At 66.1% G+C, this 25,881-nt stretch carries 10 protein-coding genes; 2 read left to right on the plus strand and 8 right to left on the minus strand.

Annotated elements, in window-relative coordinates; all coding sequences use genetic code 11:
* Nucleotides 1-594: 594 nt before the first annotated feature.
* Both WG208_RS00965 and WG208_RS00970 read left to right on the plus strand, forming a co-directional pair.
* A complete protein-coding gene (locus WG208_RS00965) occupies nt 595-5,565 on the plus strand; it encodes an Ig-like domain-containing protein (protein WP_337169440.1) in 4,971 nt (1,656 codons plus the stop codon).
* Nucleotides 5,566-5,788: 223 nt separating this feature from the next.
* The gene (locus WG208_RS00970; protein WP_337169441.1) at nt 5,789-6,313 is read left to right on the plus strand and encodes a hypothetical protein; all 525 of its coding nucleotides are present in this window, start codon (nt 5,789-5,791) and stop codon (nt 6,311-6,313) included.
* Nucleotides 6,314-6,718: 405 nt separating this feature from the next.
* On the opposite strand, the gene WG208_RS00975 is transcribed toward WG208_RS00970, so the two are convergent.
* The 8 genes from WG208_RS00975 to WG208_RS01010 all read right to left on the minus strand — a co-directional run bounded on the left by WG208_RS00975 (nt 6,719) and on the right by WG208_RS01010 (nt 25,678).
* Entirely contained in the window at nt 6,719-8,986 is a 2,268-nt protein-coding gene (locus WG208_RS00975; protein WP_337169442.1) for a hypothetical protein, read from the minus strand.
* 622 nt (nt 8,987-9,608) lie between these two features.
* A complete protein-coding gene (locus tag WG208_RS00980; protein WP_337169443.1) occupies nt 9,609-9,989 on the minus strand; it encodes a hypothetical protein in 381 nt (126 codons plus the stop codon).
* 6 nt (nt 9,990-9,995) lie between these two features.
* On the minus strand, nt 9,996-10,322 hold the full coding sequence (locus WG208_RS00985; protein ID WP_337169444.1) for a hypothetical protein: 327 nt from the start codon (nt 10,320-10,322) through the stop codon (nt 9,996-9,998).
* Nucleotides 10,323-10,335: 13 nt separating this feature from the next.
* Nucleotides 10,336-16,236: a choice-of-anchor D domain-containing protein gene (locus WG208_RS00990; protein WP_337169445.1), complete on the minus strand. Its 5,901-nt coding sequence runs from the start codon at nt 16,234-16,236 to the stop codon at nt 10,336-10,338.
* Nucleotides 16,237-16,801: 565 nt separating this feature from the next.
* Nucleotides 16,802-17,575 carry a lipoyl(octanoyl) transferase LipB gene (gene lipB, locus WG208_RS00995; protein WP_337169446.1) on the minus strand — a complete coding sequence of 258 codons (774 nt, stop codon included), beginning with the start codon at nt 17,573-17,575 and terminating at the stop codon, nt 16,802-16,804.
* Complete coding sequence (lpdA, locus tag WG208_RS01000) at nt 17,568-18,971, minus strand: dihydrolipoyl dehydrogenase (protein WP_337169447.1); 1,404 nt, start codon at nt 18,969-18,971, stop codon at nt 17,568-17,570. Before lpdA ends, lipB begins: the two co-directional genes overlap by 8 nt.
* A gap of 445 nt (nt 18,972-19,416) precedes the next feature.
* Nucleotides 19,417-23,115 carry a hypothetical protein gene (locus WG208_RS01005; protein WP_337169448.1) on the minus strand — a complete coding sequence of 1,233 codons (3,699 nt, stop codon included), beginning with the start codon at nt 23,113-23,115 and terminating at the stop codon, nt 19,417-19,419.
* 184 nt (nt 23,116-23,299) lie between these two features.
* A complete protein-coding gene (locus WG208_RS01010; RefSeq protein ID WP_337169449.1) occupies nt 23,300-25,678 on the minus strand; it encodes a hypothetical protein in 2,379 nt (792 codons plus the stop codon).
* Nucleotides 25,679-25,881 lie beyond the last annotated feature (203 nt).

Below are 25,881 nucleotides of genomic sequence, written 5' to 3' on the forward strand. Positions count from 1 at the left end.
CAGAACGTGCTTTCCGGCGCCGAATCGCCAACCTGGCGGTGCCTCCTCAGACCCACCACCCGGCACCCGAAATCCGACGGTTCATCCCGAATCCATCCCCACAACCCCCCACCGGATTGTGGATAACTGGCCGAAAACGGGTTTTTGTGCCACCATTGTGACTGCCATTACAGGACACCAGGGGTTCCGCTGCTTGACCGTGTTGCGGATCACCCCTAGTTTCCGCGCTTGCTATTGTCGCGAGGAGTGTGTGCGTCACCCTATCCCGGAGTGACGCGCGCACGGTGCGCCGCAGTAGAAGCAGGTGTGGGGCTCGTGCCCCGGCGGAGCTTGGACCGTCCGGCGGCGTGAGTGCAGGGCTGTCGTGTGGCGGGTTTCCCGCCGGATGACAGGCAGGACATGACGGGCATCGCGTCTTTTCGCACGACTTCGATACTCCCATCGGCCGCTCCCCGAGTCGAGTTCAGGTCCCCTGTGAAGTGCACGTGATGAGACGCAGGCCGAGCGGCCGGCGTCTGTCACAGCAGAACGTTGTCGGCGGGCACCCGACCCTTCGACGGCAGCTACCTCCACTACCTCGCAAGAGGGGGATGAATGCAACTCTTTTCTCGGAACAAGACGCTCGTCGCCTTGAGCTTGGGTGCCCTCGTGGCACTCGGTGCTTGCGGTGACGACGTCACGGTGACGGAGACTCCGCCACCAGAAACGGTGTCCATCACGCCCCAGAGCGCCAGCATGAACGTTGGCGAATCGCTGAACTTCGCGGTTCTGATCTCGGGCGGCAGCGCAACCGCGGCCCCCACGCTCGCCAGCTGCACGTCGAGCAACACGGCCGTGGCCACGGCCACGTCGGCCGGCTCGGCCTGCCGCGTGACGGCAGTGGCGGCGGGTAACGCGACGGTGACGGCTGCGACCTCCACCGGCAAGGCGGCGGCGGCGTCGATCACGGTGGCGGCTCCGGCTGCGGCCATCAATACGCTGACGGTTTCGCCGACCTCGGCGAGCCTGGCGGTGAACCAGACGGTCACGATCGTCCCGAACGTCAACAAGGCGGCGTCGTCGGTCACGACCACGAACTCCTTCACGTCGTCCAACACGGCCATCGCGACGGTGACGTCCGCTGGTGTGGTGACGGCCGTGGCGCCTGGCGTCGCGACCATCACGGTGTCGGTGCAGGGTTCGGGCACGGGCTACACCACGACCACGCTCACGGGCGCGGCGACGGTGACGGTCACGGCGCTTCCCTCGGGCATCACGGCCCTGAACGTCCAGCCCAGCTCGCTGGTGATGGGCCTGCTCACGACGGCGCAGCTGTCGGCGTCGGTCCAGCAGCCGGCCGGTGCGGCGGCGGCGACGGTCACCTACGGCACGACGGCTCCGTCGATCGCCACGGTGTCGTCGACTGGTCTCGTGACGGCGGTGGCGTCGGGCACGGCGGTGATCACGGTGACGGCCACCTCGGCCGCCAACACGAACTTCGCCGCGTCGACGCTCACGCAGCAGGTGCCGGTGACGGTCTCGCCCTCGGCGAACGTCACGATCCAGACGATCACGCAGGGTCCGATCTCGACCTACTACTCGACGTCGTCGGGTGCGGAAGGTCTCGTCACGTCGGCCAACGCGCAGGTCAACCAGCCGGTCGACATCACGAACGTTCGTGACCAGATCCAGGTGGTGCTGAACCTCCAGCCGAACGGCCAGCGCGTCGACTCGGTGGTCGTGTTCATCGCCAACGCCGATGGCTCGAACCGCCGTCCGGCGGCCCGCCAGCTCTACTCGAACGGCACCGCGAACCAGGGTGACATCACGCTCTTCGTGAACACCGCGGACTTCACGGCGAACTTCGAGACGGGCGCGGCTGACGTCTTCTACCCGAACGGCCAGAAGCTCGTCTCGGCCTCGGTGTTCACCACGCAGGGTACGACGGCGCTGGAACAGCAGAACGCGGTCAACAACCGTCAGGTGCTGAACTTCAACAACCTCGACGGCTACGCGGCTCGTTACACGAACCCGTCGCGGTCGGCCATCCACGCGTCGAACAACCTCACCTGGTGGGGTGGTCCGGGCGCCGAAGGCACTGGCACGTACTCGATCGTCCCGGTCTTCTATACCCCGGGTCGTACGGTTACGCGCATCGACATCGGCCTGCGTGAAGGCCTGAACGGCTCGTCCGCCATCTGTAACCAGAGCGGCCAGGCCGATCGCACCCTGGCGCTCGGCGTCTCGAACGTCGACCCGCTCAAGACGGGTGAAGGCACCAGCTACGAGCGTTACACGGCGCTGCCGTTCAACGGTTCGTACAACAGCGAAGTGGGTCGCATGACCTCTTCGTCGAGCAACACGTACACCAACTTCTCGACGGCCGCGAACAAGGTCATCGAGTGCCGTGGTTACTCGCACCCGGCGTCGGATGCCTCGAACTTCGTGGGCGTCGTCGCGGGTACGGACAACTACAACAACCCGGCGCCGGTCGTGACCCGCGTCGACGGTTACCGTTTCTCGGCGCAGGTTGCGCGTATCCAGGCGAACCGCCTCGACTACGCCGGCCCGACGACCCGTGAGCCGGACATCCGTCGCACGGCCCCGACCACGACGGTGGCGCAGAACGCGATCTGGAACACGCCGGCCGTCACGGGCTGGGTGAACGCCGCGTTCAACTTCCAGTCGCAGACGGCTTCGTCGTCGGACAACGGCATCGGCCTCCCGGCCACGTCGTCGCGCGCCTGGCGTTTCTTCGGTTGCGCCGCGGGCACGGGCGGTTCCGCCGCTGCGATCGACACCGCCTCTGCGGCGATGCCGAACGCGACGGGTGCGGACATCCCGGAATGCTCGAGCGACAACCAGGGTGGTTGGAATCCGTCGGCCACGGCCGCGGGTGACTACAACCTGAAGACGCGTGGACCGTACACGGTGGGCTACACCGAAACGGACGTGCTGGGCAACCTGAGCTACTCGCCGCTGTCGCAGCGCCTCGGCGTCGACAAGACGGCTCCGCTCATCCGCTTCTCGACGGCCTCGGCTGCCGACACCGCGTGGGGCTCGGCCTCGCGTTCGGTGCAGGCGGAAGTGATCGACGAGCGCGCCGGCTTCATCGACAACAACGACCAGGACGCTGTCCTGCGTGTGTCGGCGTCGTCGACGTACCAGCTGCAGCCGTCGGTCTACGGCTCGTTCCAGCACTTCGCGACGCGTGGTGCCTCGAGCGCGAACCCGCAGACGCTGAACCGCGCCAGCTCGAACAACTTCAACTGCATCAACCCGAACAGCCTCGTGGCGATGAACACCTCGTCCACGAATCCGTTCGCGAACACCACGTCGACTGCGACGGGTGGATCGAACCCGGTGACGAACCCGTCGTGCCCGTTCATCAACCAGGGCAACAACGGCTTCTCGATCGGTATCTTCGGCGCGCTGGCTGACGGCTACCGTCAGGCGACGGCCGTGACGTTCGGCAACCCGGGCATCTACGCCTACCGCGCCAAGGTCTATGACCGCGCCGGTAACGTGTCGGAAGTCCTGAGCCGTGCGGTCGCGATCGACAACGGTCCGGCGCCGATCTTCGGCGACCTGAACGTCCCGGCGTCCATCGCCGCTGGCTCGGCCCCGGTCTTCCAGGCCCAGATCAGCGACGACGTCGAAGCGCGTGCCTACAATCTCAGCCTCCTGTGGCCGACGATTGGCAGCCGCTTCATCTACCCGCAGACGCTCCTGAACGCGCGCTTCAACGACGAAGTCGTGACGCCGTTCGCGGGTAACGTGCAGCTCCCGACGGGCGCGCCGTTCATCACGGCGCTCGAAACGACCACCGGCACGGTGCCCTCGTTCTCGAACAGCCCGGCCGCGCTGGCCAACATCACGAACATCCAGGGCACCGGATTCGACGTGAACAACGCCGCCTCGGCCGCGTACACGACGTCGTTCGGCGCGGTCGCGCTGAGCAACCTGAATTCGATCTCGGGTGTGAACGGCAACGCGACGGCGAACAACTACAGCAGCTGGACCGTGCTCAACACGCAGGCGTCCCTGCAGCCGGCCTTCCTCGCCCCCGCGGGCCTGAAGGCGCAGCTGACGGGTAACACCAACGTGCCGAACCCGCCGTTCAGCCGCGTGGAGTTCTTCCGTTACAACGCCACCTCGGGCAACTACGAGTACCTCGGCCAGGCCACGTCGGCGGCCCAGTCCGACCAGGGCGTGATCCGCTTCTGGACGTGGACGCTGACCTCGGATGCCTATGCCAAGACCCCGACGTCGCTCGAGACGACGCAGCGTCAGGTCGCGGTGAACGATCGTATCATCGCCATCGGCGTGCGCAGCAACGGCGCCGGCCTGGCGACCGATCCGAACGGCATCGTCATCGGTGGTGAGGCGATCGCGATCTCCGTCACGGGCCTCCCGGCCGGTGCGGCGGCTTCGATCACCATCTCCAACGGCCTCGGCTACACGCAGACCGTGACGGGCCCGGGCACGTACGTCGTCCCGGCGGCTGGCACGTACTTCGTGACCGGCTCGCAGGTGACGTTCAACAACAACAGCTACTCCGTCCAGTCGGTGACCCCGTCGGGCACGGTTGTGGTCAACGCGAACAGCGTCGGCTCGGCCACTGTCAACTACACGCTGTCCACCACGCAGGTCTCGGTGACGGTCAGCGGCGTCGTCGGCGGCGGTACCCCGTCGTTCACCATCGCGGGCCCGAACGGCTTCAGCCAGACGGTCTCGCAGGGCAACGGCACGCAGAACTACGTGGTCCCGGGTGCGGGCACGTACTCTGTGACGCCGACGGGCAGCTCGGTCCTCAACGGCTACACGCACACCGCTCCGGCCGCCGTCACGGGCCTGAACGTTGCGCTGCCGCCGGCTGCGGTGCCGAACGCTGCGCTCGCCTACACCAATACCACCAACCACATCCAGTTCAACGTGTCGGGTCTCCCGACGGGTATGAACCTGCCGAGTGCGGCTGGTTGCGGTATCGGTTCGATGGCCAACGGCAGCAACCACTTCCTGGTTGGCGCCAACGCGAACTGCACGCTCGCGGGTAACCAGAGCGCCTACGTCGCGGCTGACACGGCGTTCTACAGCACGACGTTCGCCAACCCGTACGCTGCGGCCGTCACGGCCTCGGGCTTTGGTACGAATGGCGCGCCGGCCTACAACGTGGCCTACACGAAGCAGAGTGCACAGATCACTGTGAACCTGGTGACTGCGGGCGGCGGCTCGAACAACCTGCCGAACGGTATCCCGTACACGGTGCGGTTCACGAGCTCGGCCTACGCAGCCACGGGCGGCTTCCGTGACTTCAGCGGCACGACCGGTACGCCGCTGGTCGTCCATGCTCCGACGGGCACCTACAACGTGTCCATCGCGATCACCCAGGTTTCGGGTGGCCAGACGTGGACCGGTACCACGGGTAACACGACCGCCTCTGGCGGTACGGGTACCAACAACATCACGACCGCTGGCTCGAACCTCGTGGTCCAGAACATCGTCATCTCGAATGCCCCGGCGACTGCCGCCGACATTCAGGCGACGGTGAACTTCGGCCTCACTGGTCCGACCGGTACGCCGTGATGATGGAAACGGTGGTGCTCTAACGGCCACCGTGCAGGAATGAGTTGGGGAGGCGTCCTTCGGGGCGCCTCCCCTTTCTCTTTCCCTCCATCCCAAGTGAGGAGTGGACGGAGTCGACGGCTCCCCGGTGGCGTGGTACAAAATCGCTGGCTCTCAATCGGTCGTTTTCCGATCGGGAACCTCCGCCCTACGAAAGCGTACCCAAGCTCACTATCTTTCTTTGTTGTGCGCGGCAGATCTCCTGCGCGTCAGCTCCCATCATCCGGCAAAAACCGTTCGTCACGTGATCCATATGAAACCTGCTCTTGTCCGTTCTCTTTCCGTGTTCACCGCGACCCTCACACTCAGTGTACTGGCCGCCTGTGGTCCTTCCGATATGGTCGGCAAGGAAAAGCTCGGCCCCGTCAATACGGGTATGACGATGGCGGATGTGGATGCCGTCATTGGCAAGGGCATGATCGAGCCCCTGCAGCCGGGCGACTCCCTGCGTCTCCACAATGGCTATCGCACCCAGGTGTTCCTCACCCAGGGCGAGCGCTATACGGTCGTGTGGTACCGCGACACGCCCGGCAGCATCGAAGACGAAATCAGCCGCACCACCGAGACGCCGATCCTGTTCAAAGGCAATCAGGTGCTCGCCAAGGGATGGTCGGATTTCGATGCGAAGGCGGAGGAGCTGAACATTCCGAATCCGTATCGTTCGCGCGAACGCCTCGACTCCATTTCGCAGGCGCAGTCGAAGCACTGAGCCGGATCGGTGACACCGCGATAGACAACGCCCCCGCGTCCACAGGATGCGGGGGCGTTGTGATGTCTGGGCGGACTGTCGATGTAGCAGTCGATATCGGGGTGACCGTTGAGATTCATCACGGGAACCCACCATGGTGACCTCGTCCAGATACGTCACCGCACTCGAGCACATCCTGTCGGTATCCTGTCGGTATCCCGTCGGCATCCCGCTGTTCATCCTGCTGGTATCCGCCCCGCAGGGGCGCCCTCGATGCCTGTGGTGACACACGAATCCGTGAGGCGCTCAATCTAGGCAAGCGGGATCGTCGAACGCGCGCCGCATGCACAACAGCCCCGCGGAGAGAGTCCGCGGGGCTGTTCCCAAGACCGGGTCGCTTCTTCGAAGTGACTCAGTTCAGGGAGTTCACGGCGTCAGGGTGATCGAGGCCGAGGCCTGTGTGAGCCCGGGATGTGAGGTGCTCGTGATCGCGAGGCTCTGTGTTCCCGCCGTCGTGCCGGCATACCACTGCACCGCCGCACCGCCGGAACTGTCAGTGGTCAGCAGGGACACGGTCTGTGGCACGGACGGGTGCAGGCTTCCCGCAGTCGCTCCCGGATTGAGCAGGAACTGAATGGAGACGCCCGCCATGTTGACGTTGTTGTTGAACGCATCCTGCAGTCGCACGGCGACGGCGCCCTGCCAGTTGCTCGCCGCGGTCACCGTGGAGGGAATGCTGCTGACGATCACGATCTTCGTCGGCGCACCCGGCGTCATCGTCGCCGTGAACGTCACCCCGCTCAGGCCAGACACCTGGGCCACCACCGACACGATGCCGGCGGTCGTGGGCAGCGTCCAGCTTCCCAGCGTGGCCACACCGTTGGTGTTGGTGGTCTGCACTTCACCCGTGATGGTGCCGGAATTGGAGTTGCCGAGGCTGAACGTCACTTCGGCACCGGCAATGGGGTTACCCGAGGCGTCGGTCACACGAACCGAGGGCAGCGTGGGCACGGCCTGACCGAATGCCACCACGATGTTGCCGAGGCTCTGGGTGCTCACCGCCTGAATCACGGACGCCGCGCCAGCCGTGGCCGTGGCCGTGAATACCACATCGGACAGGTTCGTCGCCCGGGCGATCAGCGTCTGGGTGCCCGCCGTACCGCCAAGCGTCCAGCCGCCGACCGTGGCGATACCGGCGTTGTTGGTCACGGCGGTGGCGCCGGTGACGGTACCGTTGCCGCTGCCGATCACGAAGGTCACGGTGATGCCCGAGACGGGGTTGCCGCGATTGTCCCGCAGGACCACTGAAGGCGGCACCGGAACTGCCGTGCCGACCGTGGCCGTCTGCGTCGTGCCGGACACGGCATTCATGGACACCGGCGTGCCCGGCGTGGCCGTGGCGCTGAAGAGCACGGGGTTGCCGGTGATCGTGCCGGAGGCCTGGACGGTGGCGCGCAGCTGGTTGCTGCCCACGTCGTCACCCAGCGTCCAGCCGCCCACCGTGGCGATGCCCTGCGCGTTGGTGACCGGACGACGGCCCACAGCGGTACCGCCGCCGCTCACGACTTCGAACAGCACTTCCACGCCCGCGATGGGGTTGTTGAAGGCATCCGAGACACGAACCGCGGGTTCGGTGGCGACGGTGCGTCCCACCACCGCCGACTGGTTGTTGCCCGCCGAGATGGCGACCTGGGCCACTGCACCGGCGCGGGCCGAGGCGGTGAACACCGCCGGGGTCAGCGAGCCGACCGTCGCGGTCAGCGTGTAATTCTGGACGGTGTTGCCCAGCGTCCAGCTGTCAGGCGACGCGAAGCCGTTGGCATCGGTGTTCTTGGCCGCGCCGGCCACCGCGGAGCCACCCGAGCCCGTGAAGGTGACCGAGACACCCGACACCGGGTTGCCGCCGGCATCCGTCACGCGGATCTGCGGCACCGGAGTCACTGCCGTCCCGACCGTGCCGGTGATGGTGGTGGCGTTCTGGGCCGTCACGGTCGCCGCGGCGCCCTGCGTGGCCGTGGCGTTGAAGGTGATCGGGTTGCCGGCCACGCCGTTGTAGACGGCCAGCGCGGTGAGGCGATTGGCGCCCACCGACGGGCCGAGCTTCCACTCGGTGACTGCGGCGACGCCCTGGGCGTTGGTGGTGGGACCGGCGCCCGACACGGTTCCGCCGCCGGCCGCCACGGTGAAGAACACCGAGACGTTAGGGACGGGGTTGTTGTAGCGGTCCTTGAGGACGACTGCGGGGGCGGTCGCGACGGCGGCACCCGCCACGGCGGTCTGATTGTCACCAGCCTGGACGGCGATGGTGGCCGGGGCGCCGGGGTTGGCGGTGGCCACGAAGTTCACGTCACCGGTCACACCCTGGGCAGTGGCGGTGACGCGCTGGGCGACTACCTGCTGACCAAGGCGCCAGGTCGTGCTGGCGAGACCGGCGTTGTCCGTGGTATCGATGGCCGGCGAGACGGACCCGCCGCCTTCGGCCACCGCAAACGTGACCTGAACTCCTGCCACGGCTCCACCACCGGCGTCGGTGACTTTCACCGTGAGCGGACCGACCGTTTCACCGACCGTACCCGTCAGTGCGGGGGAGGTGACGGACGTTATGACTGCTGGAGGCGGAGGACCGTCGTCCTTACAGGCGCTGACGGCCAGCAAGCCGAGCAGCGGGAGAGCGAGGCGGGCGATAGGGCGCATTGGAAGGCGGTTGGGGGGAATGACGCCAGCAAGGGGCCGACACACTGTGCTGCTATGACCCACGCTAGCACGCTGACAGTGCGTGGTAAAGGTTACAATCGGGGACGTGATGTGTATCGATGCCCGATGTGTAACGCAGCGCACATTCAGGTGCGTTGAGCGGGATGCATCACAGTCTGATGGAGACCCGCCGATACGCGGGGGCCCTATGCAATACCCGGTGAAACGGTGGTGATGTCACACGGAGAGCCTCGGCTCTGGTGTTGGGCTTGAGAGGTCCGAAATCAGTAGGTCAGAACTGAGACGGCGATCGAATGATGAGAAATCAGATGACCTACGAGATGAGAAGTCCGAGCACTTCGTCCGCGGGTAGGGTGCTGACGCGAGAGCCCGGCGTTTTGCGGGGCGCTTCACGCCCCGAGGGGCCCTGCGGGCGCCTGGGCGGTAGCCGGTGGCGCGCACGAACGGTCGTCGCCGCAGCGCTCAGATTTCTGAACTCGTGGTTGTCTGATCTCTCATCTTTCGATCGCCGTCTCAGTTCTGACCGGCTGATCTCTGACCTCTGACCCCGTCTGAAGATCTGAGGCCAGACCAGAGGCCCGAGATCATCCGCCATCAGTCCTCATTTTTCCACGTTGATCGTCACGCCGCGCTTCTGCAGTTCCTGCACGATCAGTTGCGCGTTGGCATTGCCTTCATCGGCCAGGCGCTTCGTCGATGAAGCCAGCGCGTCGAGCGCCTGTCGCACCTTCGCCGCTTCCGCGACGGATGTTTCCTGGTTGCCGGTGATCGTCGCCAGCTCGCCGCGTTCGCGCACCAACTGCACGGTCTGGAAGGCGAACCAGACCACGAGCGCCGTCGACAGCAGCATGAGCGGCGCGAAAATCGAATACTCGACAGGGTTCGTGTGGCGACGGCTGTGTGACACCGCGTCCCGGGCGACGGGCTGGATGAGCCGTTCGGACAGGTCCGTCCCTTCTTCGGCAATACTGGGCATGGTCATGTCCGATCAGCGCGTGGAGGGGGAAGGGGCGGGAGTGGACTTGCCGGTGGTGCTCCCGCCGGCAGGTCCGTTGCGTGTCACGGTGATGCCGTTGGCGGTCAGCAGGTCGAACACCCGCTGATCGTTGCTGCGGATGGCGAGTTCGGCGAGTGCCTTCGCGATTTCCGTCTGCAACACCTGCAACTGCGCGGCCTGCTGCACTTCGCCTTGCCGCACATTGATGGCGAGCTGCGCGCGTCGGTTGGCCGAGAACAGCACGCCGTTCGTCACCGCCAGTGCCAGCGCGAGGCCGGCCATGCCCATCAGTGAGAGATATCCGCTTCGGGTCAGCATGATGAGGACGGGATCAGAGAGTGTTGGTGGTCGCCGCGCGCGAACGCTTCCACTTCCAGCCCAGCACACACAGGCCGATGGCCAGCAGCACCACCGTGCTCGGCTCGGGCACTTCGGAGATGGGCGGCATGGCGGTCACGGTGCCGCGGATGGTGAGCTGCAGGTTGGACAGTTCGTCCTGGTAGCCGCTGGCGTTGCTGCCGAACCAGGCCAGGGTGATGGTGTGGCTGAATGATCCCAGGGTGTTCGTGTCGAACAGCACGCCGAGTCCATCGAACGTGAGGCCGGCGCCAAGTCCGGAGAACGCGTCGAAACCACTAAAGGCGAACACACTGAGGCCGAGTGGATCGAATGCGCCATTCAGTTCATCGGCCGGCCCGGTGACGGCATTCTTCACGCCGAGGAGAGTGGACAGCGGCGTGGTGCCCTGCTGCACTGATCCGAAGTCGAGCACGAAGCCGTTGTTGAGGAAGCTGAGCAGGCCGGCACCGCCGGTCTTGGTGAAGGCCGCGTTCGCGTAGTTGTTGACCACGCCTTCGAACGTCACCGTCTCGCTGCCGAGTGCGAGATCGGTCATGTCGTCGTTGTGGCTGCGGAAGTTCACCGCAGCGCTGCCGGTGTACGAGCCGGCCGTCGACGTGTTGAGACCGACCGTGAGGCTCGAGGCATTCGTGTTGCCGGCAGTGACGCCGCTGCCCAGCGTGCCGCCCACGGTGAACGCGCCACCACCACCGGTGATGTCGCCCGTGAGCACATCGTTGAGACCGGCCACCGCGGCGCCGTTCTTCACGGAGACGTTCCTGGCGGCCACCGCATCGCCCACGTGTACGATGCCGAAGTTGACGGTGTTGGTGTTGAGTTCACCCTTGGCTGCCGCGTACACCTTGCCGTTGAGGGCGACGGAACCGGATGCGAGGGTTTCGTCGGCGGCCATCGTGGTGCCAGCGCCGCTGGAGACGAGGTTCACCACGGCGTTGCCGCCGAATGCGCCGGCGGTACCCGTATTGAGTGCCACCTGGAGTGCGTTGCTGGTGGCCTGCGCGGCCAGACCCGTGATGGCGCCAGACGTGGTGAAGCCCACCGGCGTGACACCGCCGAAGGATGCGTTGAGTCGCTCAGTGTAGACGTCAGGCGACACGTTCGTCACGCCGATGCTGGCCGTGGGCGCGACATCACCGACGCGGGCCACGAGGTTGACCGGTGCGCTGTTGACGGAAGGATTGGCCAGACGGTACACCGCGCCGGACACGTTCACATTCTGCGAGGCGAGGGCGAGCTGACAGTTGGGCGCGCAACCGCCGATGTTGCTGGCGTCCGACACGAAGCCGATGGTGGCGGTGCCGTTCACCGCACCGGCGGTGCCGGTGTTCATGCCCACCTGCAACGCGCCTGCATTGGTCGCACCGGGCGCGAGCAGATTGAATGCGCCGCCGGCCGTCACCGGGCCGTTGCCGGTGATCGTCGCGTTGAGCGCGGCCTGCTGGTTGCCCGTGGCCTGGTTGGTGACGCTCACGAAGGCGGTGGGTGATGTGGCGTTCTGACGCACGTTGCCGAGGTTGACCGACGCCGTGTTGACGACGGGCAGGGCCTGATCGACGACATTCGCCACGGCCTGGATGTTGCCGTTCACGCCGAACTGCGAACTGCCCACGGCCAGCGTGCCCAGCCCGTTGCTGACGCCATTGACCGCACCGGCGCTGTAGTAGTTGACCGCGATGTTGCCGGCCACACTGCCTGCCGCCGATGTGTTCACCGACACCTTCATGGCGCTGTTGTTCGTGGCGCCGGCCTGCAGTCCGGAAATCGAACCCGAGCCATTGATGAGCGACGATCCGGTGCCCGTGGCGCTGCCGAAGCTCACGTTGAGATCTTCGACGAAACCGGCCGGTCCGGTGGCGCTGTTGGTGATGCTGAGGACTTTGCTCACCGACTGGCCGACCTGCACGGTGCCGAAGTTGAGCGGCGTCGAATTGAGTTGGCCCTGCGCGGCCTGGTAGACATTGCCGTTGACCGTGACGGTCTGGCTGCCCACCGACTCGGCGGCGAGGCCGCTGGTGCCGGTGCCGTCGGTGGCGTAGTTCACCGCGACCGTGCCGGTGCGCGCGCCGGCGGCCGAGGTGTTGAGTGACACACCCATGGCCGAGTTGTTGCTGGTGCCGGCGGTGAGCAGCGAGACCGAGCCGCCGTTGTGCGCGGCGTTGCCGGTGGCGTTGCCGAAGGTGGCGCTGAGCTTTTCGGTGAAGGTGCCGGTGGGCGCGGTGTTGGCGACGGCGATGTTACCGGCGAGCGTGCCGCCCACGCGGGTGTTGCCGAGGTTGACCGTGGCGGCCGTGCTGCCCTCGGCCATGTTGTAGGCCGCGGCGCCGCTGGCGAGCACGATGTTGAGCTTCTGATCGGCGATGTTCTGGAAGTTGCTCTGCAGATTCACCGCCTGTCCGCTCATGGGCGCGAGTACGCCGGCGGTGTTCGCGGTGAAGTTGACCGCCATGTTGCCGGAGTTCGTGCCCACGGCGACGGGGCCGTAGTTGCCGGCGGTGACACCGGCGCCGGAGAGACGCGCGTCGGTGATGTTGCCGCCGTTCACGGCGGTCTGGATGGCGCCGCGGAGGTCTGCGCCGTTGGTGCCGGTGTTGGCGATCTGGTAGTTGTGCGTGGACGTGCCGACGCGGACGTTGCCGATGGTGAGCGTGGCGTTGTTGGTGGCGCCATTGGTGACGGCCGCGCCGGTGATGGCCTGCGCCGCATCACCACCGGCGAGAATCTGTCCGGTACCGTTGACGCCGGCGCGTCGGTTGAAGCTGTTGCCCGAACCGGCAGCGACGTTGGTGTAGTCCTTGGTGATGGTGATGTTCTGATTGTTCGTGTTCAGCGTGGCGCCGGCGGCGCCCATGGCGAGGTGAGCCTGCGTGGTGGGGCCGGTGTTGGACATGTTCAGCACGCCCGCGGCGTCGACCTGCAGCTTGCCCGTGCCGGTGACGGCGGAGTTGAGCGTCAGCGTGCCGTTCTGCGCGCGCAGAGTGCCGTTGTTGGTGACGTTGATCGGGGAGACGGTGATGAGGCCACCGGCGTCGGAGGCGATGGTGCCGTTGTTGATGAGGGAGCGATCGGCGCCGTTCCCGATGCCGATGGTACCATTCTGTCCGCGGATGGCGGCATTCGTGCCGATGGTCAGCGTCGTGTTGTTGCCTTCGAGACGCACCGTATTTCCGGAGCCGGTGTTGCCGAAGACGATGGCGCCCGCGCCACCCAGCGTCTGATTGCCTTCGAACTGCAGCGTACTGTTGCTGTTGACGTTGGCAGTGCTGCCGGCGGTGAGCGTGAGGCCCGTGGCGCCGTTCACGCGGATCTGACTCTGCGACGTGGCCAGGTCGAGGGCGCCATTGACGGTGACGTCGTTCAGGACGTTGCCTCCGTGGTAGGCCGCGGTGAAGCGACCCCCACCGGTGGTGTTGATGGTCCCGCCGGTTACGGTGGCTCCATTCATCCTGATGACGCCGTTGTCACTGACATTCATCGTGCCGGTGGGGCCGTTGTTCACCGTGGTCGCCAGGCTGAGGAGGCCGCCGTTCTTCGCCTCGAGGGCGCCGTTGTTCGTGAATGTGGCCGACTGCAGGGAGATGGTCCCATCGGCGACATCGGCCGCGATGCGGCCGTTGTTGATCACGATACGGTCAGCACCGTTCCCAAGCCCGATGGTGCCACTGTGGCCACGGATGGCGGCGTTCGTGCCGACGGTCAGCGTCGTGTTGTTGCCTTCGAGACGCACTGTATTTCCGGAGCCGGTGTTGCCGAAGACGATGGCGCCCGCGCCACCCAGCGTCTGATTGCCTTCGAACTGCAGCGTACTGTTGCTGTTGACGTTGGCAGTGCTGCCGGCGGCGAGCGTGAGGCCGGTGGCGCCGTTCACGCGGATCTGACTCTGCGACGTGGCCAGGTCGAGGGCGCCATTGACGGTGACGTCGTTCAGGACGTTGCCTCCGTGGTAGGCCGCCGTGAAGCGGCCACCCGACGTGGTATTGATGGTCCCGCCGGTCACGGTGGCCCCATCCATCCGGATGACGCCGTTGTCACTGACGTTCATCGCGCCGGTGGCGTCGTTGTTCACCGTGGTCGCCAGACTGAGGAGGCCGCCGTTCTTCGCTTCGAGGGCGCCGTTGTTCGTGAAGCTGGCCGACTGCAGGGTGATGGTGCCGCCGGTGACATCGGCCGTGATATGCCCATTGTTGACCACCACGCGATTGCTGCCGTTCCCGATGCCGATGGTGCCATTCTGTCCGCGGATGGTGGCGTTCGCGCCGATGGTTAGTGTCGCGTTGTTACCGTCGAGCCACACATAGTTGCTGGCGCCGAAATCGCCGAACACTACGGCGCCCGCCCCCTCCAGTCTCCGATTGCCTTCGAACTGCAGGATGCTGCCGTTATTGATGTTGGCGGTGCTGCCGGCGGTGAGCGTGAGCCCCGTGGTGCCGTTGACGCGGACCATGCCCTGCGTCGTGGCCAGATCGAGTGCGCCGTTGATGGTGACGTCGCTCAGGATGTTGCCGCCGTGGTAGGTCGCCGTGAAGCGCCCACCCGAGGTGGTGTTGATAGTGCCGCCGGTCACGGTCGCCCCGTTCATCCGGATGACGCCGTTGTTGCTGGCGTTCAGCGCACCGCTGGGGCCGTTGTTCACCAGGGTGGCCAGATTGAGCATCCCACCATTCTTGGCTTCGAGGGCGCCGTTGTTCGTGAAGCTGGCCGACTGCAGGGTGATGGTGCCGCCCGCGACATCGGCCGCGATGTGGCCGTTGTTGACCACCACGCGATTGCTGCCGTTCCCGATGCCGATGGTGCCATTCTGTCCGCGGATGGTGACGTTCGGACCGATGGTCAGCACGGCGTCGTTGTTGTCGAGCCACACATAGTTGGCGGCGCCGTTAGTGTTGCCGAACACGACGGTGCCGGTGCCACCCAGGGTCTGGGTGCCGCGGAAGCCCACGATACTGCTACCCGCGCTCGTGCCGTTGATGTCGATGGTGGCGTTGCTCAGCGTGAGTCCGTTCTCCACCCACATCTGACTCGGGGCACTGGTCAGGGCCAGATCCGCGTGCCCGGCCAGCGTGACGCCGTTCAGGACGTTGCCGCCGCTGTTCGAGAAGGTGATGCGACCGGTGCCGGCCGTGAACAGCGTGCCGCCATCGATGCGGGCGCTTCTGATGTCGACGACGCCGCCGTTGCTGGTGGTGCCAGACGCCGTCAAGAAGCCACCTGTATTGGTCAGGGTGGCGTTGCTATAGGTGAAAGTGGAGCCATTGTTGGCATAGATGGTGCCGGTATTGACGAGATTCACCGACCGGGCGAAGAGTGCCCCGTCGCGGAATTCGATGATGCCATTGTTGGTGGTGAAGTTCAGTCCCAGTCCACCGTCCTGTTTCAGGATCTGCGCGGAGGGGCCGCTCAGGACCAGCGAGGTGCCGCTGGCGACGGTCACGATGGGATTCGGGTCGTTGAACTTGAGCGTGCCCTGAATGACGTATTCGCCACCGGACAGCGTGCCAGCGCTGAGGTTGCCGAACGTGCCGGTGTTGAGTGTCACGCCGGTGCCGACCACCAGCCGGGCGACCGGTGAGCCGCCGCCGCCGAGCGCGGGCGACAGGGTCAGGCCGCTGAGCGTGATGGTGTTGCCGGGGGCGCCGGTACCGACGTCGAAGGTGACCTGCCTGACGAAGGCCTGTCCCGTGACGCCTGGGATGGTGACCGTGTAGGTGTTGGCCCCGTTATTGGGGAACAGGTCGCCTCCGAGCAGGCCGGTCCAGTTGGCAGTGGCGTTCCAGTTGCCGCTGCCGTTGTAGGTCCAGGTCACGGCGGTCTGCGCCTCGGCCGTTGTGGCCGTGGTACCGGCAAGGGCGGCGGCCAGCAGGGAGAGGACGGCCATCCTCTTCAATTGCACACGTACGGACATCTCGGCTTCCTCGGGACGGAGACGGATCTGGGCTGGTCGGCGGAGGACCGCCCAGTTCACCGTACGAACAGGCGCAGCCGGAAAAGGAAGTCCCTCATTTTGGGGTGGGGGCTGGGCTCTGGGGTCTCGCCTCGGGGGGCTGGCCCTCCGGCCTCAGACCTTCAGACGGGGTCAGAGGTCAGAAATCAGCCGGTCAGAACACAGACGGCGATCGAATGATGAGAGATCAGACAACCACGAGGTCAGAGATCTGAGCGCTGGCGGTCGATGGAGTCGTGTGCGCCACTGGCTTTCGGCCGGGCGCCCGCAGGCCCCTCGGGGCGCACAGCGCCCCGCAAAACGCCGGACCCTCGCGTCAGCGCCCCACACGCAAGCGAAGTGCTCTGACCTCTCATCTCGTAGGTCATCTGATTTCTCATTCCTCTATATCCGTCTCAGTTCTGGCCTACTGATCTCTGACCTCTGACCCTGTCTGAGGATCTGGGGCCAGACACCAGACGCCAGAGCCAGAGGTCAGCCCCAGACGCCAGAGCCCAGCTCAGATCATGCCTGCCGCGTGCAGTGCGTCCACTGTCCACCCGTCCTCGGGAACCAGCGAAAACACGTCGCCGAACGCGGCGATCACGGCGGAGCGGACCGCTTCGAAGGTGGGCGGCTCGGCGCCCATGGCCGCGCGCTCCCGCGCCACGGTGCTCATTTCCACGCCGTCGATCCCACAGGGGACCGTGTAGCGGAACGTGGAAAGGTCATTGTCCACATTGAGCGCCACGCCGTGCCAGGTCACCCAGTCCCGGGCATGTACGCCGATCGATGCCAGCTTGCGCTTGCCGGCGGCATCCTCGCGCCAGACGCCGGTCTGTCCGGGCACACGGATGGTGGGCAGATCGAAGGGCAGCAACGCGCGCATGATGGCTTCCTCCACCTGGCGCAGATACCAGTGGAGATCCTTGCGGTGCCGCTTGAGATCGATGATGGGATAGACCACGAGCTGACCCGGCTCGTGAATGGTGACGTCGCCGCCACGCTCCACCTCGCGCACCTGAATGCCCCGGGCTTCGAGGTAGTCCGCGCTGGCCAGCAGATGGCCGGGCTTGGTGCTGCGCCCCAGTGTCACCACCGGCGGATGTTGCACGAGGATCAGCAGATCCTCGGCCAGCGCGCCGCCGATCCGTGCGGCAGCGGCGCGCTTCTGCAATGCCCAGGCTTCGTCGTAGGGCGTGAGGCCCAGGTGGAGGACGAAGAGTTTCGGGCATTGGGTTCGGGTGTTCTCCCGCAAACCCGCAACCCCAAACCCGTCACCGCTGTCAGGCATGCAACATCTTGCCCAACGAATCCAGCACCGCTTCGCCGATCGCTTCGCTGAGCGTGGGATGCGCGTGCATCGCGAGGTCGATCTCTTCCACCGTGAATTCGTTTTCGCGGGCGACGACGAGTTCGTGGATAATCTCCGTGGCGTGCGCGCCGACGATGTGCGCGCCGAGGATTTCACCGTACTTCGCATCGCGAATGATCTTCACGAAGCCATCGGTTTCGCCGCTGGTGCGGGCGCGACCGTTCGCACTGAAGGGGAACTTGCCGACCTTGTAGTCGAGCTTCTGATCCTTGCAGGCCTGTTCGGTGAGTCCGATGCTGGCCACTTCCGGATGACAGTACGTGCAGCTGGGCACGTTCTTGTAGTTCACCGGGTGTGCGTGTTCGCCACCGAGCAGATCGGCCAGCACGTGACCCTCGCGGGAGCCCTTGTGCGCGAGCATCTGGTTGCCGGCCACGTCACCGATGGCGTAGTAGCCGGGCGCACTGGTTTCGAACTTGTCGTTGATCTTCACGAAGCCGCGTTCGGTCTTGGCGATACCGACGGTCTCGAGGCCGATCTTCTCGACGTTCGGCGCGCGACCGGCGGCCACGAGGACCTTCTCCACTTCGATGGTCTGCGTCTGACCGCCCGATTCGACCGTCAACGTCGCGCCGTTCTTCCCGACCTTCACGTTCGAGATCTTCGCGCCGGTCAGCACGTCGATCTTGCGCTTCTTGAACGCCTTCGCGAGTTCGGCGCTGCAGTCGGCGTCTTCGAGGGGCAGGATGGTGGGCGCGACTTCGATGATCGTGACCTTGCTGCCGAACGACGCGAAGACGTCGGCGAATTCCACGCCCACGGCGCCGGCACCGACGACGGCGAGCGTGGCGGGCGCCTTGTCGGTCACCAGCACGTCATCGCTGGAGAGGACGACGTTCTTGTCGAGTTCGAGGCCGACCTGCGGCAGTCCCTTCACGCGCGAGCCCGTGGCGATGACCACGGCCTTCTTCGCGTCGTGCGTTTCTTTCTTGCCGTCGGCACCGGTGACGGTGACCTTCTTGCCTTTCTCCAGGACGCCTTCGCCGCGGATCCACTGGACTTTGTGCTTCTTGAACAGGAACTCGACGCCCTTGGAGTTCTGCTGGCTGACCGAGCGCGAGCGCTTCATGGCGGGACCGAAGTCGAACTTCACGCCGTCGATGGTGATGCCGTGTTCGGCCGCCTTGCCGATTTTCTGGGCGAGGCCGGCGCTTTCGAGGAGCGACTTGGCGGGGATGCAGCCCCAGAGCACACAGGTGCCGCCGAGCGCTTCCCGCTCGATGACAGCGACCTGGAGACCGAGTTGAGCGCAGCGGATGGCGCAGACGTAGCCGGCGGGGCCGCCGCCGAGGACGATGACGTCGAACGAAGCCATGGAAGTCAGGGAAAGACGGTGAATGCCTCCCCCAAACTAGCGCCCGTGAAGCAGAAGTCCGAGATGGGGGCCGGTGGCCGGGCTCTGGGGCTAACCTCCGGACTCTGGCCTCAGATCTTCAGATGGGGTCAGAGGTCAGAAATCAGCCGGTCAGAACTGAGACGGATATAGGGAGCAGGAAGAAGTGGTCAGAGGTCAGAGGTCCGAGCACTTCGCCGGCGGGGTGGGTACTGACACGAGGAATAGGTGTTTTGCGGGGCGCTTCGCGCCCCGAGGGGGCCTGCGGGTGTTTGGGCCGCAGGCCCGGGCCAGCGGGGCCGGTGGCGCGCACGATACCCTCGACCGTCAGTGCTCAGACTTCTGACCTCGTGGTTGTCTGATCTCTCATCATTCGATCGCCGTCTCAGTTCTGACCGACTGATCTCTCACCTCTGACCTCTGAGAGTCAGAACTCTGGTGTCTGAATGGTCCGGACTCCATCGCTGAACACGACGTGCACGCGTCGGCCCGCCGTGTGAACTTCCCGTCCGCTTTCCCGCACGAACCCGAGGATCTGCCCGGATGCCGCGTCGCGGACGAGGGCCATACCGTATGCGCGGTTGCGCCAACTGATGCGGAGCTGGCGGCCTTCGGTGGTGAGTGAGGCCTCCGGATCGTCGCCGGCCATCACGCGGGCTGAGGGGGCAGCCTGCGCGCCGGCCAGGCCGGGCGCTCGAGCGGAGCGCCGGATGGCCGAGCGGGTGGGAAGCCGGACATCGCTGACGCGCACGCTCTGCAGGCGCGCTTCGAGCGTGGCGGACCAGGGGACGACCACAGCGAACTGGCGTTCTTCATGGCCCGTCGCGTGGTCCACGAGCGCCGCTTCGATGGGAAGCTGGAGGAGCGAGGCTCCCGTTTCGTCCAGGAGATCGAGCCGGTGAGTGGGCACGGCGGCGGCTGGCGTGATGGGCGCCGAGATACGGAACGCGGGCTCGAGCTGAATGGCGCCGTTCACCACGCGTCCCCAGACCAGCAGGCCGTCCGTTGGCCCCGAAGGCGTCGTGGACCGGGCGGAGGCCACGAGATTGGTGTTGTTGCGGTACTGCAGGACCGCCGACCAGCTGTAGTCGCTGACCCAGGTGTTGTCGCAGTAGCTCATGAGATCCGTGGCCGTCGGAGCCACGAGTGTGTTCGTCAGGCTGTTCCAGCCCCAGTTGCCGATGATGCCGTTGGGGTACGGGTAGGACGGATCGCCTGCCACGCCGCAGGGCGCATGTTGCCTGGAGAAGTTGTGTCCCCACTCATGGGCCGCCACCCCGTCGCCACTGGGCAGATAGTCCCATCCGATCGCGGAGCGGCCCGGCACGTATCCCAGCCCGGCGATGCCGCTGGTGTAGGTGACCTTGAGGACGCCGTAGTAGTGCATGGCCGACGGCGCGCCATCGGCCGCGCGCAGTGCGTTGAGTTCACTCAGCACGGTGAGCCAGGCCCCGTTGTCGTCATTGGCCTGCAGCGTGGTCTGGCTGGACGTGAAGGGAAGCCGGACATCGGAGGCAATGTCCCGGATGGGCCAGAGTTGCCGAGCGGTGGCGAGGAACTGCTGGCTGTTGGCGGCGGATACGTTGCCCGTGCGGGTGCCGGTGACGATGGGTACGAACCGCACGTTGAACGTGGGCACGGTGAGCACCGGCATCGTCTGCGGAGTACCACCCGCGGGCCACACATTGTCGGACCGGTCGGCGTCGGAGAGCGAGTCGGCGGGATCGAGCTCCACCAGCATACGGAGCGAAGGCCGCATGTTGGCGGCGGGTATCCGCACGTTCCACGTGGAATTGAGCGTGCCTTCGGCCGTGATCGTCCGCACACTGGCTTCGGGTGCCGTGATGGTGCTGGTCTGCAACAGCGTCGGACCATCGTAGAGGCGCACGCGAACATCGGGACGCCCGCTGTTGGCACCACTGGCGGTCACGAACACCCGCAGCAGCGCTTCACGACCGGCCACCAGCGGCACGGCTCCATCGGGGCGCTGAATGGCCTGCGTGAGGTGGACGCCCGCAATCCGATAGTTGAGAGCGCCACCACCACCACCACCTCCTCCTCCGCCGCCGCCAAGCGCATAGGTGACCGTGGCTGGTGCGGCCACATTCGATGCGGCGACCGTGACGACCTGCGAGGCGGGTGACGGCGCATACGTGGCGGCGCCGACGGCGACTGAAGCGGCGGAGACCGTGTAGCTGCCCGGCACGAGTCCGGTGTAGGTCGTCGTACCGGTGGCGGTGCGGGAGAAGCCTGACGGACCACTGATGGTGACCGCACCGGCCACGCCATTGGGAAGACCCACCACGGCGAGTGCGAGGGCGCCGCTGTTCACGGCGTACCGCACGCCAAAATCGAGCGTCTCCCCCGGTCGTACGACGGAGTCGCGCGAAGCCGGGGTCGGAACATATGTGCCAAACGGTGTGGTCACCGGATTGGCGGTGAGGCGCCACCGGCCAGGCGTCACCGGCGCGAGCTGTTGTGTCGCGATGATGGAGTAGTGTTCGCCCGAGGGCCCGGTGAGTGAGATGGACGCGTTGTAACCCGCGGGCAGCCCGGTGACCGGGATATCGATGGTCGCGGGCAGCGATTCATACTGGAGCGAAACGACGACCGGCGTCGCGCTCGCCACGATGTCCACGGTCCGGTTGTTGAGGACGACGCCATACGTTTCGCTTCCCACCTGCACAGGGCGGGCGGCCACGGTGTAGCGTCCGGGAAGCAGTCCCGTGATGATGCCCGGGCCGTTCAGCGTCTTCGCATAACCATTGGGACCGCTCACGTTCACATCACCGGCCACGCCGTCGGGCAGGCCGCGCACTGTCAGCGCCAGTGAACCCGACGCGAGTGCGTAGGTGACGGTGGCCTTGCTCGACGTGCCGGTGGTGATGACGATGTTCTGCGACGCCGTCGTGGGGGCGTACCGATCGCCGTCGGCCACGATGGCGCTGGCGGTGAGTATGTAGCTGCCCACCGGCAGTGAATCGGCCGTGCCCGTGGTGGTGAGTGTGCGTGTGATGCCGTTGCCGGAAAGCGTGATGGCACCCTCCGCCGAGGACGGCAGACCATTCACGGTGAGCGCGAGCGTTCCCACCTGTGCGACGTAGGTGATCGTTGCCGGCGCGGCGGTGAGAGACGCGACCACGTCGACTTCGAGCGTATCGGCCGGGGCGCGGAAGGTGACGCCTTGCCGCACCACGTTACTGGCCACGAGGCGATAGTGTCCGGGTTCGAGCCCGGTGATGGTCGTGGTCCGGTCGACCGTGCGCAGGGTCCTGTCGGGCGCGAGGATCAGCACCTGGCCGGGCAGTCCGGCTGGCAATCCAGCCACCACGACGGCGAGAGCGCCGGTGGCGATGGTGTAGCGGACATCGACCCGTGCGGTGTCTCCGAAGGCCACGACCGAATCGAGTGCCGCACGTGAGGGGACGTAGCGCGCACCATCCACCAGGACCGCTTCCGCGGCGACACGCCAGGCGTCGGGTGTGTACTGACCGGAGGCGAGTTGCGGTGCGGTATGCAGCGCCGATTGTGTGACCGGCGTGCGCGTGCCGTTGGGGGGTGTGATGAACACTTCGGCCTTGGCCGATGCGGGCAGCCCCCCGATGTCGAGTGCCAACGCCGACGGCACCGCGCGATAGACCGCGACCGCGGGCGAAGGCGGGCCTCCCGCCGGCACGTCGACCTCGAAGGACGCCGGCGCACCGGCGAATGCTCCGGCGACTCCGCGCGTGTTGCGCACGCTGACCGTGTAACGACCGGAGGGGATATCCGTCCACGTGACCGGTGCCGAGGTGCTGCGTGAGAAAGTGGACCCGGGGTAGGGACCGACCACACTGGCCTGCAGGGCGACCCCATCGGGCAAACCGGACGCCGAGATGGCGAGGATGCCGGACGGGACCGGTGAAGGCGTGACGGGCGCCGTGGGAGTTGACGGCATACCGGGCGAACCGCTGCCTCCGCCATCGCCGCTGCCTCCGCATGCCGCCAGCAGCAGCGTGCCCGCCAATGACGCGATCAGTGCCTTGTTCAGTGCCCGGGTCCGTGTGCTCATCGTGCCCGTCGCGCCCATCAGGCTCAGGGCACGATACCGGACCTGGTGCACAGCAAACACGGCGAATGAACGCATGACCGAACGCACGACAGAACGCACGCGGGAATGCGTATGCGAATCGTGACGCGCTGGCGGGGAGGCGGGCGACGCAGACAGAGCAGGCGGCATGGCAATGGGAAATGGTCTGTCCGAAGACGACCGGGATGCACCGACGGGCACACCATATCGGCCTGCGTCATCGCCAAGTCAGTTCATTGCGTCATTTTTGCACCATGATGCGGCGGGAACGCACACCGTCCGACCAGGTCACCCGCATTCGTGCGGTGTCCCGTGGTGTGACGTTCGTGCCACGGATGAAACCGCGCACCGCACCCGTCCGCGCATCCTGCAGCAGTCCCATGACCGCGGATCCCGCACGATGTCCGATGGTCGCCACGATCGGTGAACGGACATCCTGAACACGGATCGTCGTCAGCGTGGAATCGTAGGTCGCGGCCCATGGCAGAACGACGGCGAAGTGTCCATCGTCGGCTCGGCCGTGATCCACCCGTTCCGCGGCAATGGGATATCGCTCCAGCACCTGTCCTGCGTCATCGAACAGTTCCACGAGGTGTGTGGGTGCGAGCGCGCGGGGCGTGACCGGCGCGTCGACATGGAATGCGGGTTCGACCACGAGGGTGCCGTTCACCACGCGGCCCCACACGAGAAGACCGTCACCCGGCGTTGCGGTCAGCGCTCTGGCGGTGCCCGCGGTGCTGTTCTGTCTGAACGTCAGTGCCCGGGTGTAGCTGTATTCCGATACCCATGCCGGTGAGCAGTAGCTCATGATGTCGGGTGTGTTGGCGGGTTGCAGTGCATCCCCGGCATTGTTCCAGCCCACCAGTCCCGTGGCGGCTCCGATGTTGGGATAATTCGCGTCGACATTGGGCGGGTCTCCGCAGGGCGCATGCAGACGACCGAAGTTGTGCCCCCATTCGTGAGCGGCCACGGTGCCCACGTCTTTCCGGTCCCATCCCACGGCCACGGGGGTGCCCACCAAGGCGAGGCCGAACATGCCCTCGGCATACGACGGATGCACCACGCCATAGTAGTGTGTGGGGGCCGGTGCGCCATCGAGCGTGCGCAAGGCGCGCAGCTCATTCAGCAGCGCATTCCACGCCCCATTGGCATCGGTGGGTTGCAGCGACGCCACCGAGGGTGTGAAGGCCGCCCGTACATCCGCGCTCACCTGCGCAATCGGCCACAGCGATCGGGCCACGGCGAGATACCGTTCCTGTGTGGCGCTCGTGATGTCACCCGTTGCCCCATCGAGCACGATGGGCACGAACCGCACGGTGAAGGGGGGCACCGTGGTCACCGTCAATGCGCGGGGCGATGCGCCCGCGGGCCAGAAATTGTCACTGCGTTGGGCTTCCCCGATCGTACTGTCCGGATCCACCTCCACCGATATGCGAAGCTGCGGGCGCATCAGATCGGCCGGGATGCGCGTGCGGTAGGTGGACGTGAGCACACCATCGAGCGGCACGGTGGGCACACCGGAGTCGGGTGGTGTCAGCAGCAGCGTGGCGATGGGTACGGTCCCGTCGAACAGCCGGGCGCGCGCCAGCGGTCGCAGCGTGGTGCGACGGTCGGCGCGGATGAACGCCCGCAGCAGCGCGTCGCGGCCCGTGATGAGTGGAATGCCATTGTCGGCACGCTGTACGGCCTGCGTCACCACCACGTTGTCGATCGTGATGTTGATGGGTGTGGTGACTTCCTGATACGCGAGTGCGAGCGAATCGCGTGCTCCGCTGGTCAGTGTGCGTGTCACACTCCTGGTGGCCGGCGTGAACAGTCTGGTCCCCACGGTGACGGGCTGCGGGGTGATCGTATAACTCCCCACGGGCAGTGCCAGCACCTCTCCGACCGTGCCCAGACGATCCACCTGCAAGGGGCCCTGCAGGCGGGCTGTCGGCCGCGTGGCGGTGGGAGCGGACGCCTCGGGGGGAAGACCGGTTGCCGTGAGCAACAACGCGCCGAGCACGTTGTCGTAGTGCACCGCGAGCGTCGTGGGGGTCGTGGACGCCATGACCAACACCTGAAACGCGCCGGTGCCTTTGAACGCGGTGCCGCCGGCGTTCACCGAATCGATGGCGATGGCATAGGTCCCCGGTGGCAGATCGCCAAAAATCACACTGCCGTTGGCGACACGGGACAGTCCGTTTCCGGAGATGCGCACCGAGGCGGGCACGCCACCGGGCAAACCATCGATCTGCACCGCGAGCGCCCCCGTGGCGACGCTGAACCGTGCGCGATATCGCAGCGTGTCTCCGGGCAGCAGCGTGGTGTCGATCTGCGCGGGCTGCGTGGCGTACGTGAAACCACCACTGCGGACGTCATTGAAACGCAACGTATAGCGGCCGGGTGTGACCGGTGCGATCAGATCGCTCCCTGTGAGGGTCCGGGCGAACCCACTTGGCCCGGTAATGCGCACATCGGCATCCGCACCTGGCGGCAATCCTTCGATGTTGATGGCCAGCGCGCCGGTGAGTTGCCCGGGGTCGACCGGCGTGCGCTCGTGACAGGCGCTCAGCAGCAGCACTGCCAGCACTGCGGCGGCCAGCCATGCACCGATCGGCGCATCCATCGACGCCCCCATCGATGTGCCGGTCGATAGGCCGGTCGATGGGACTTTTCGTGTGACGTACCACACTCCGCGGACGATCGCAGACACGAACGCCCCGACCGTGCGCGGGGGCGCAGCATGTCGGGGCGTTCGGTAGTCGACCATCGGCGGCATCCTGAAGGCAGTTCCCGAGTTGCATCCGGAGGTCTCCGTGCGATGATCAGCGCGGGATCCGG

Source organism: Gemmatimonas aurantiaca (assembly GCF_037190085.1).
GTDB lineage: Bacteria > Gemmatimonadota > Gemmatimonadetes > Gemmatimonadales > Gemmatimonadaceae > Gemmatimonas > Gemmatimonas aurantiaca_A.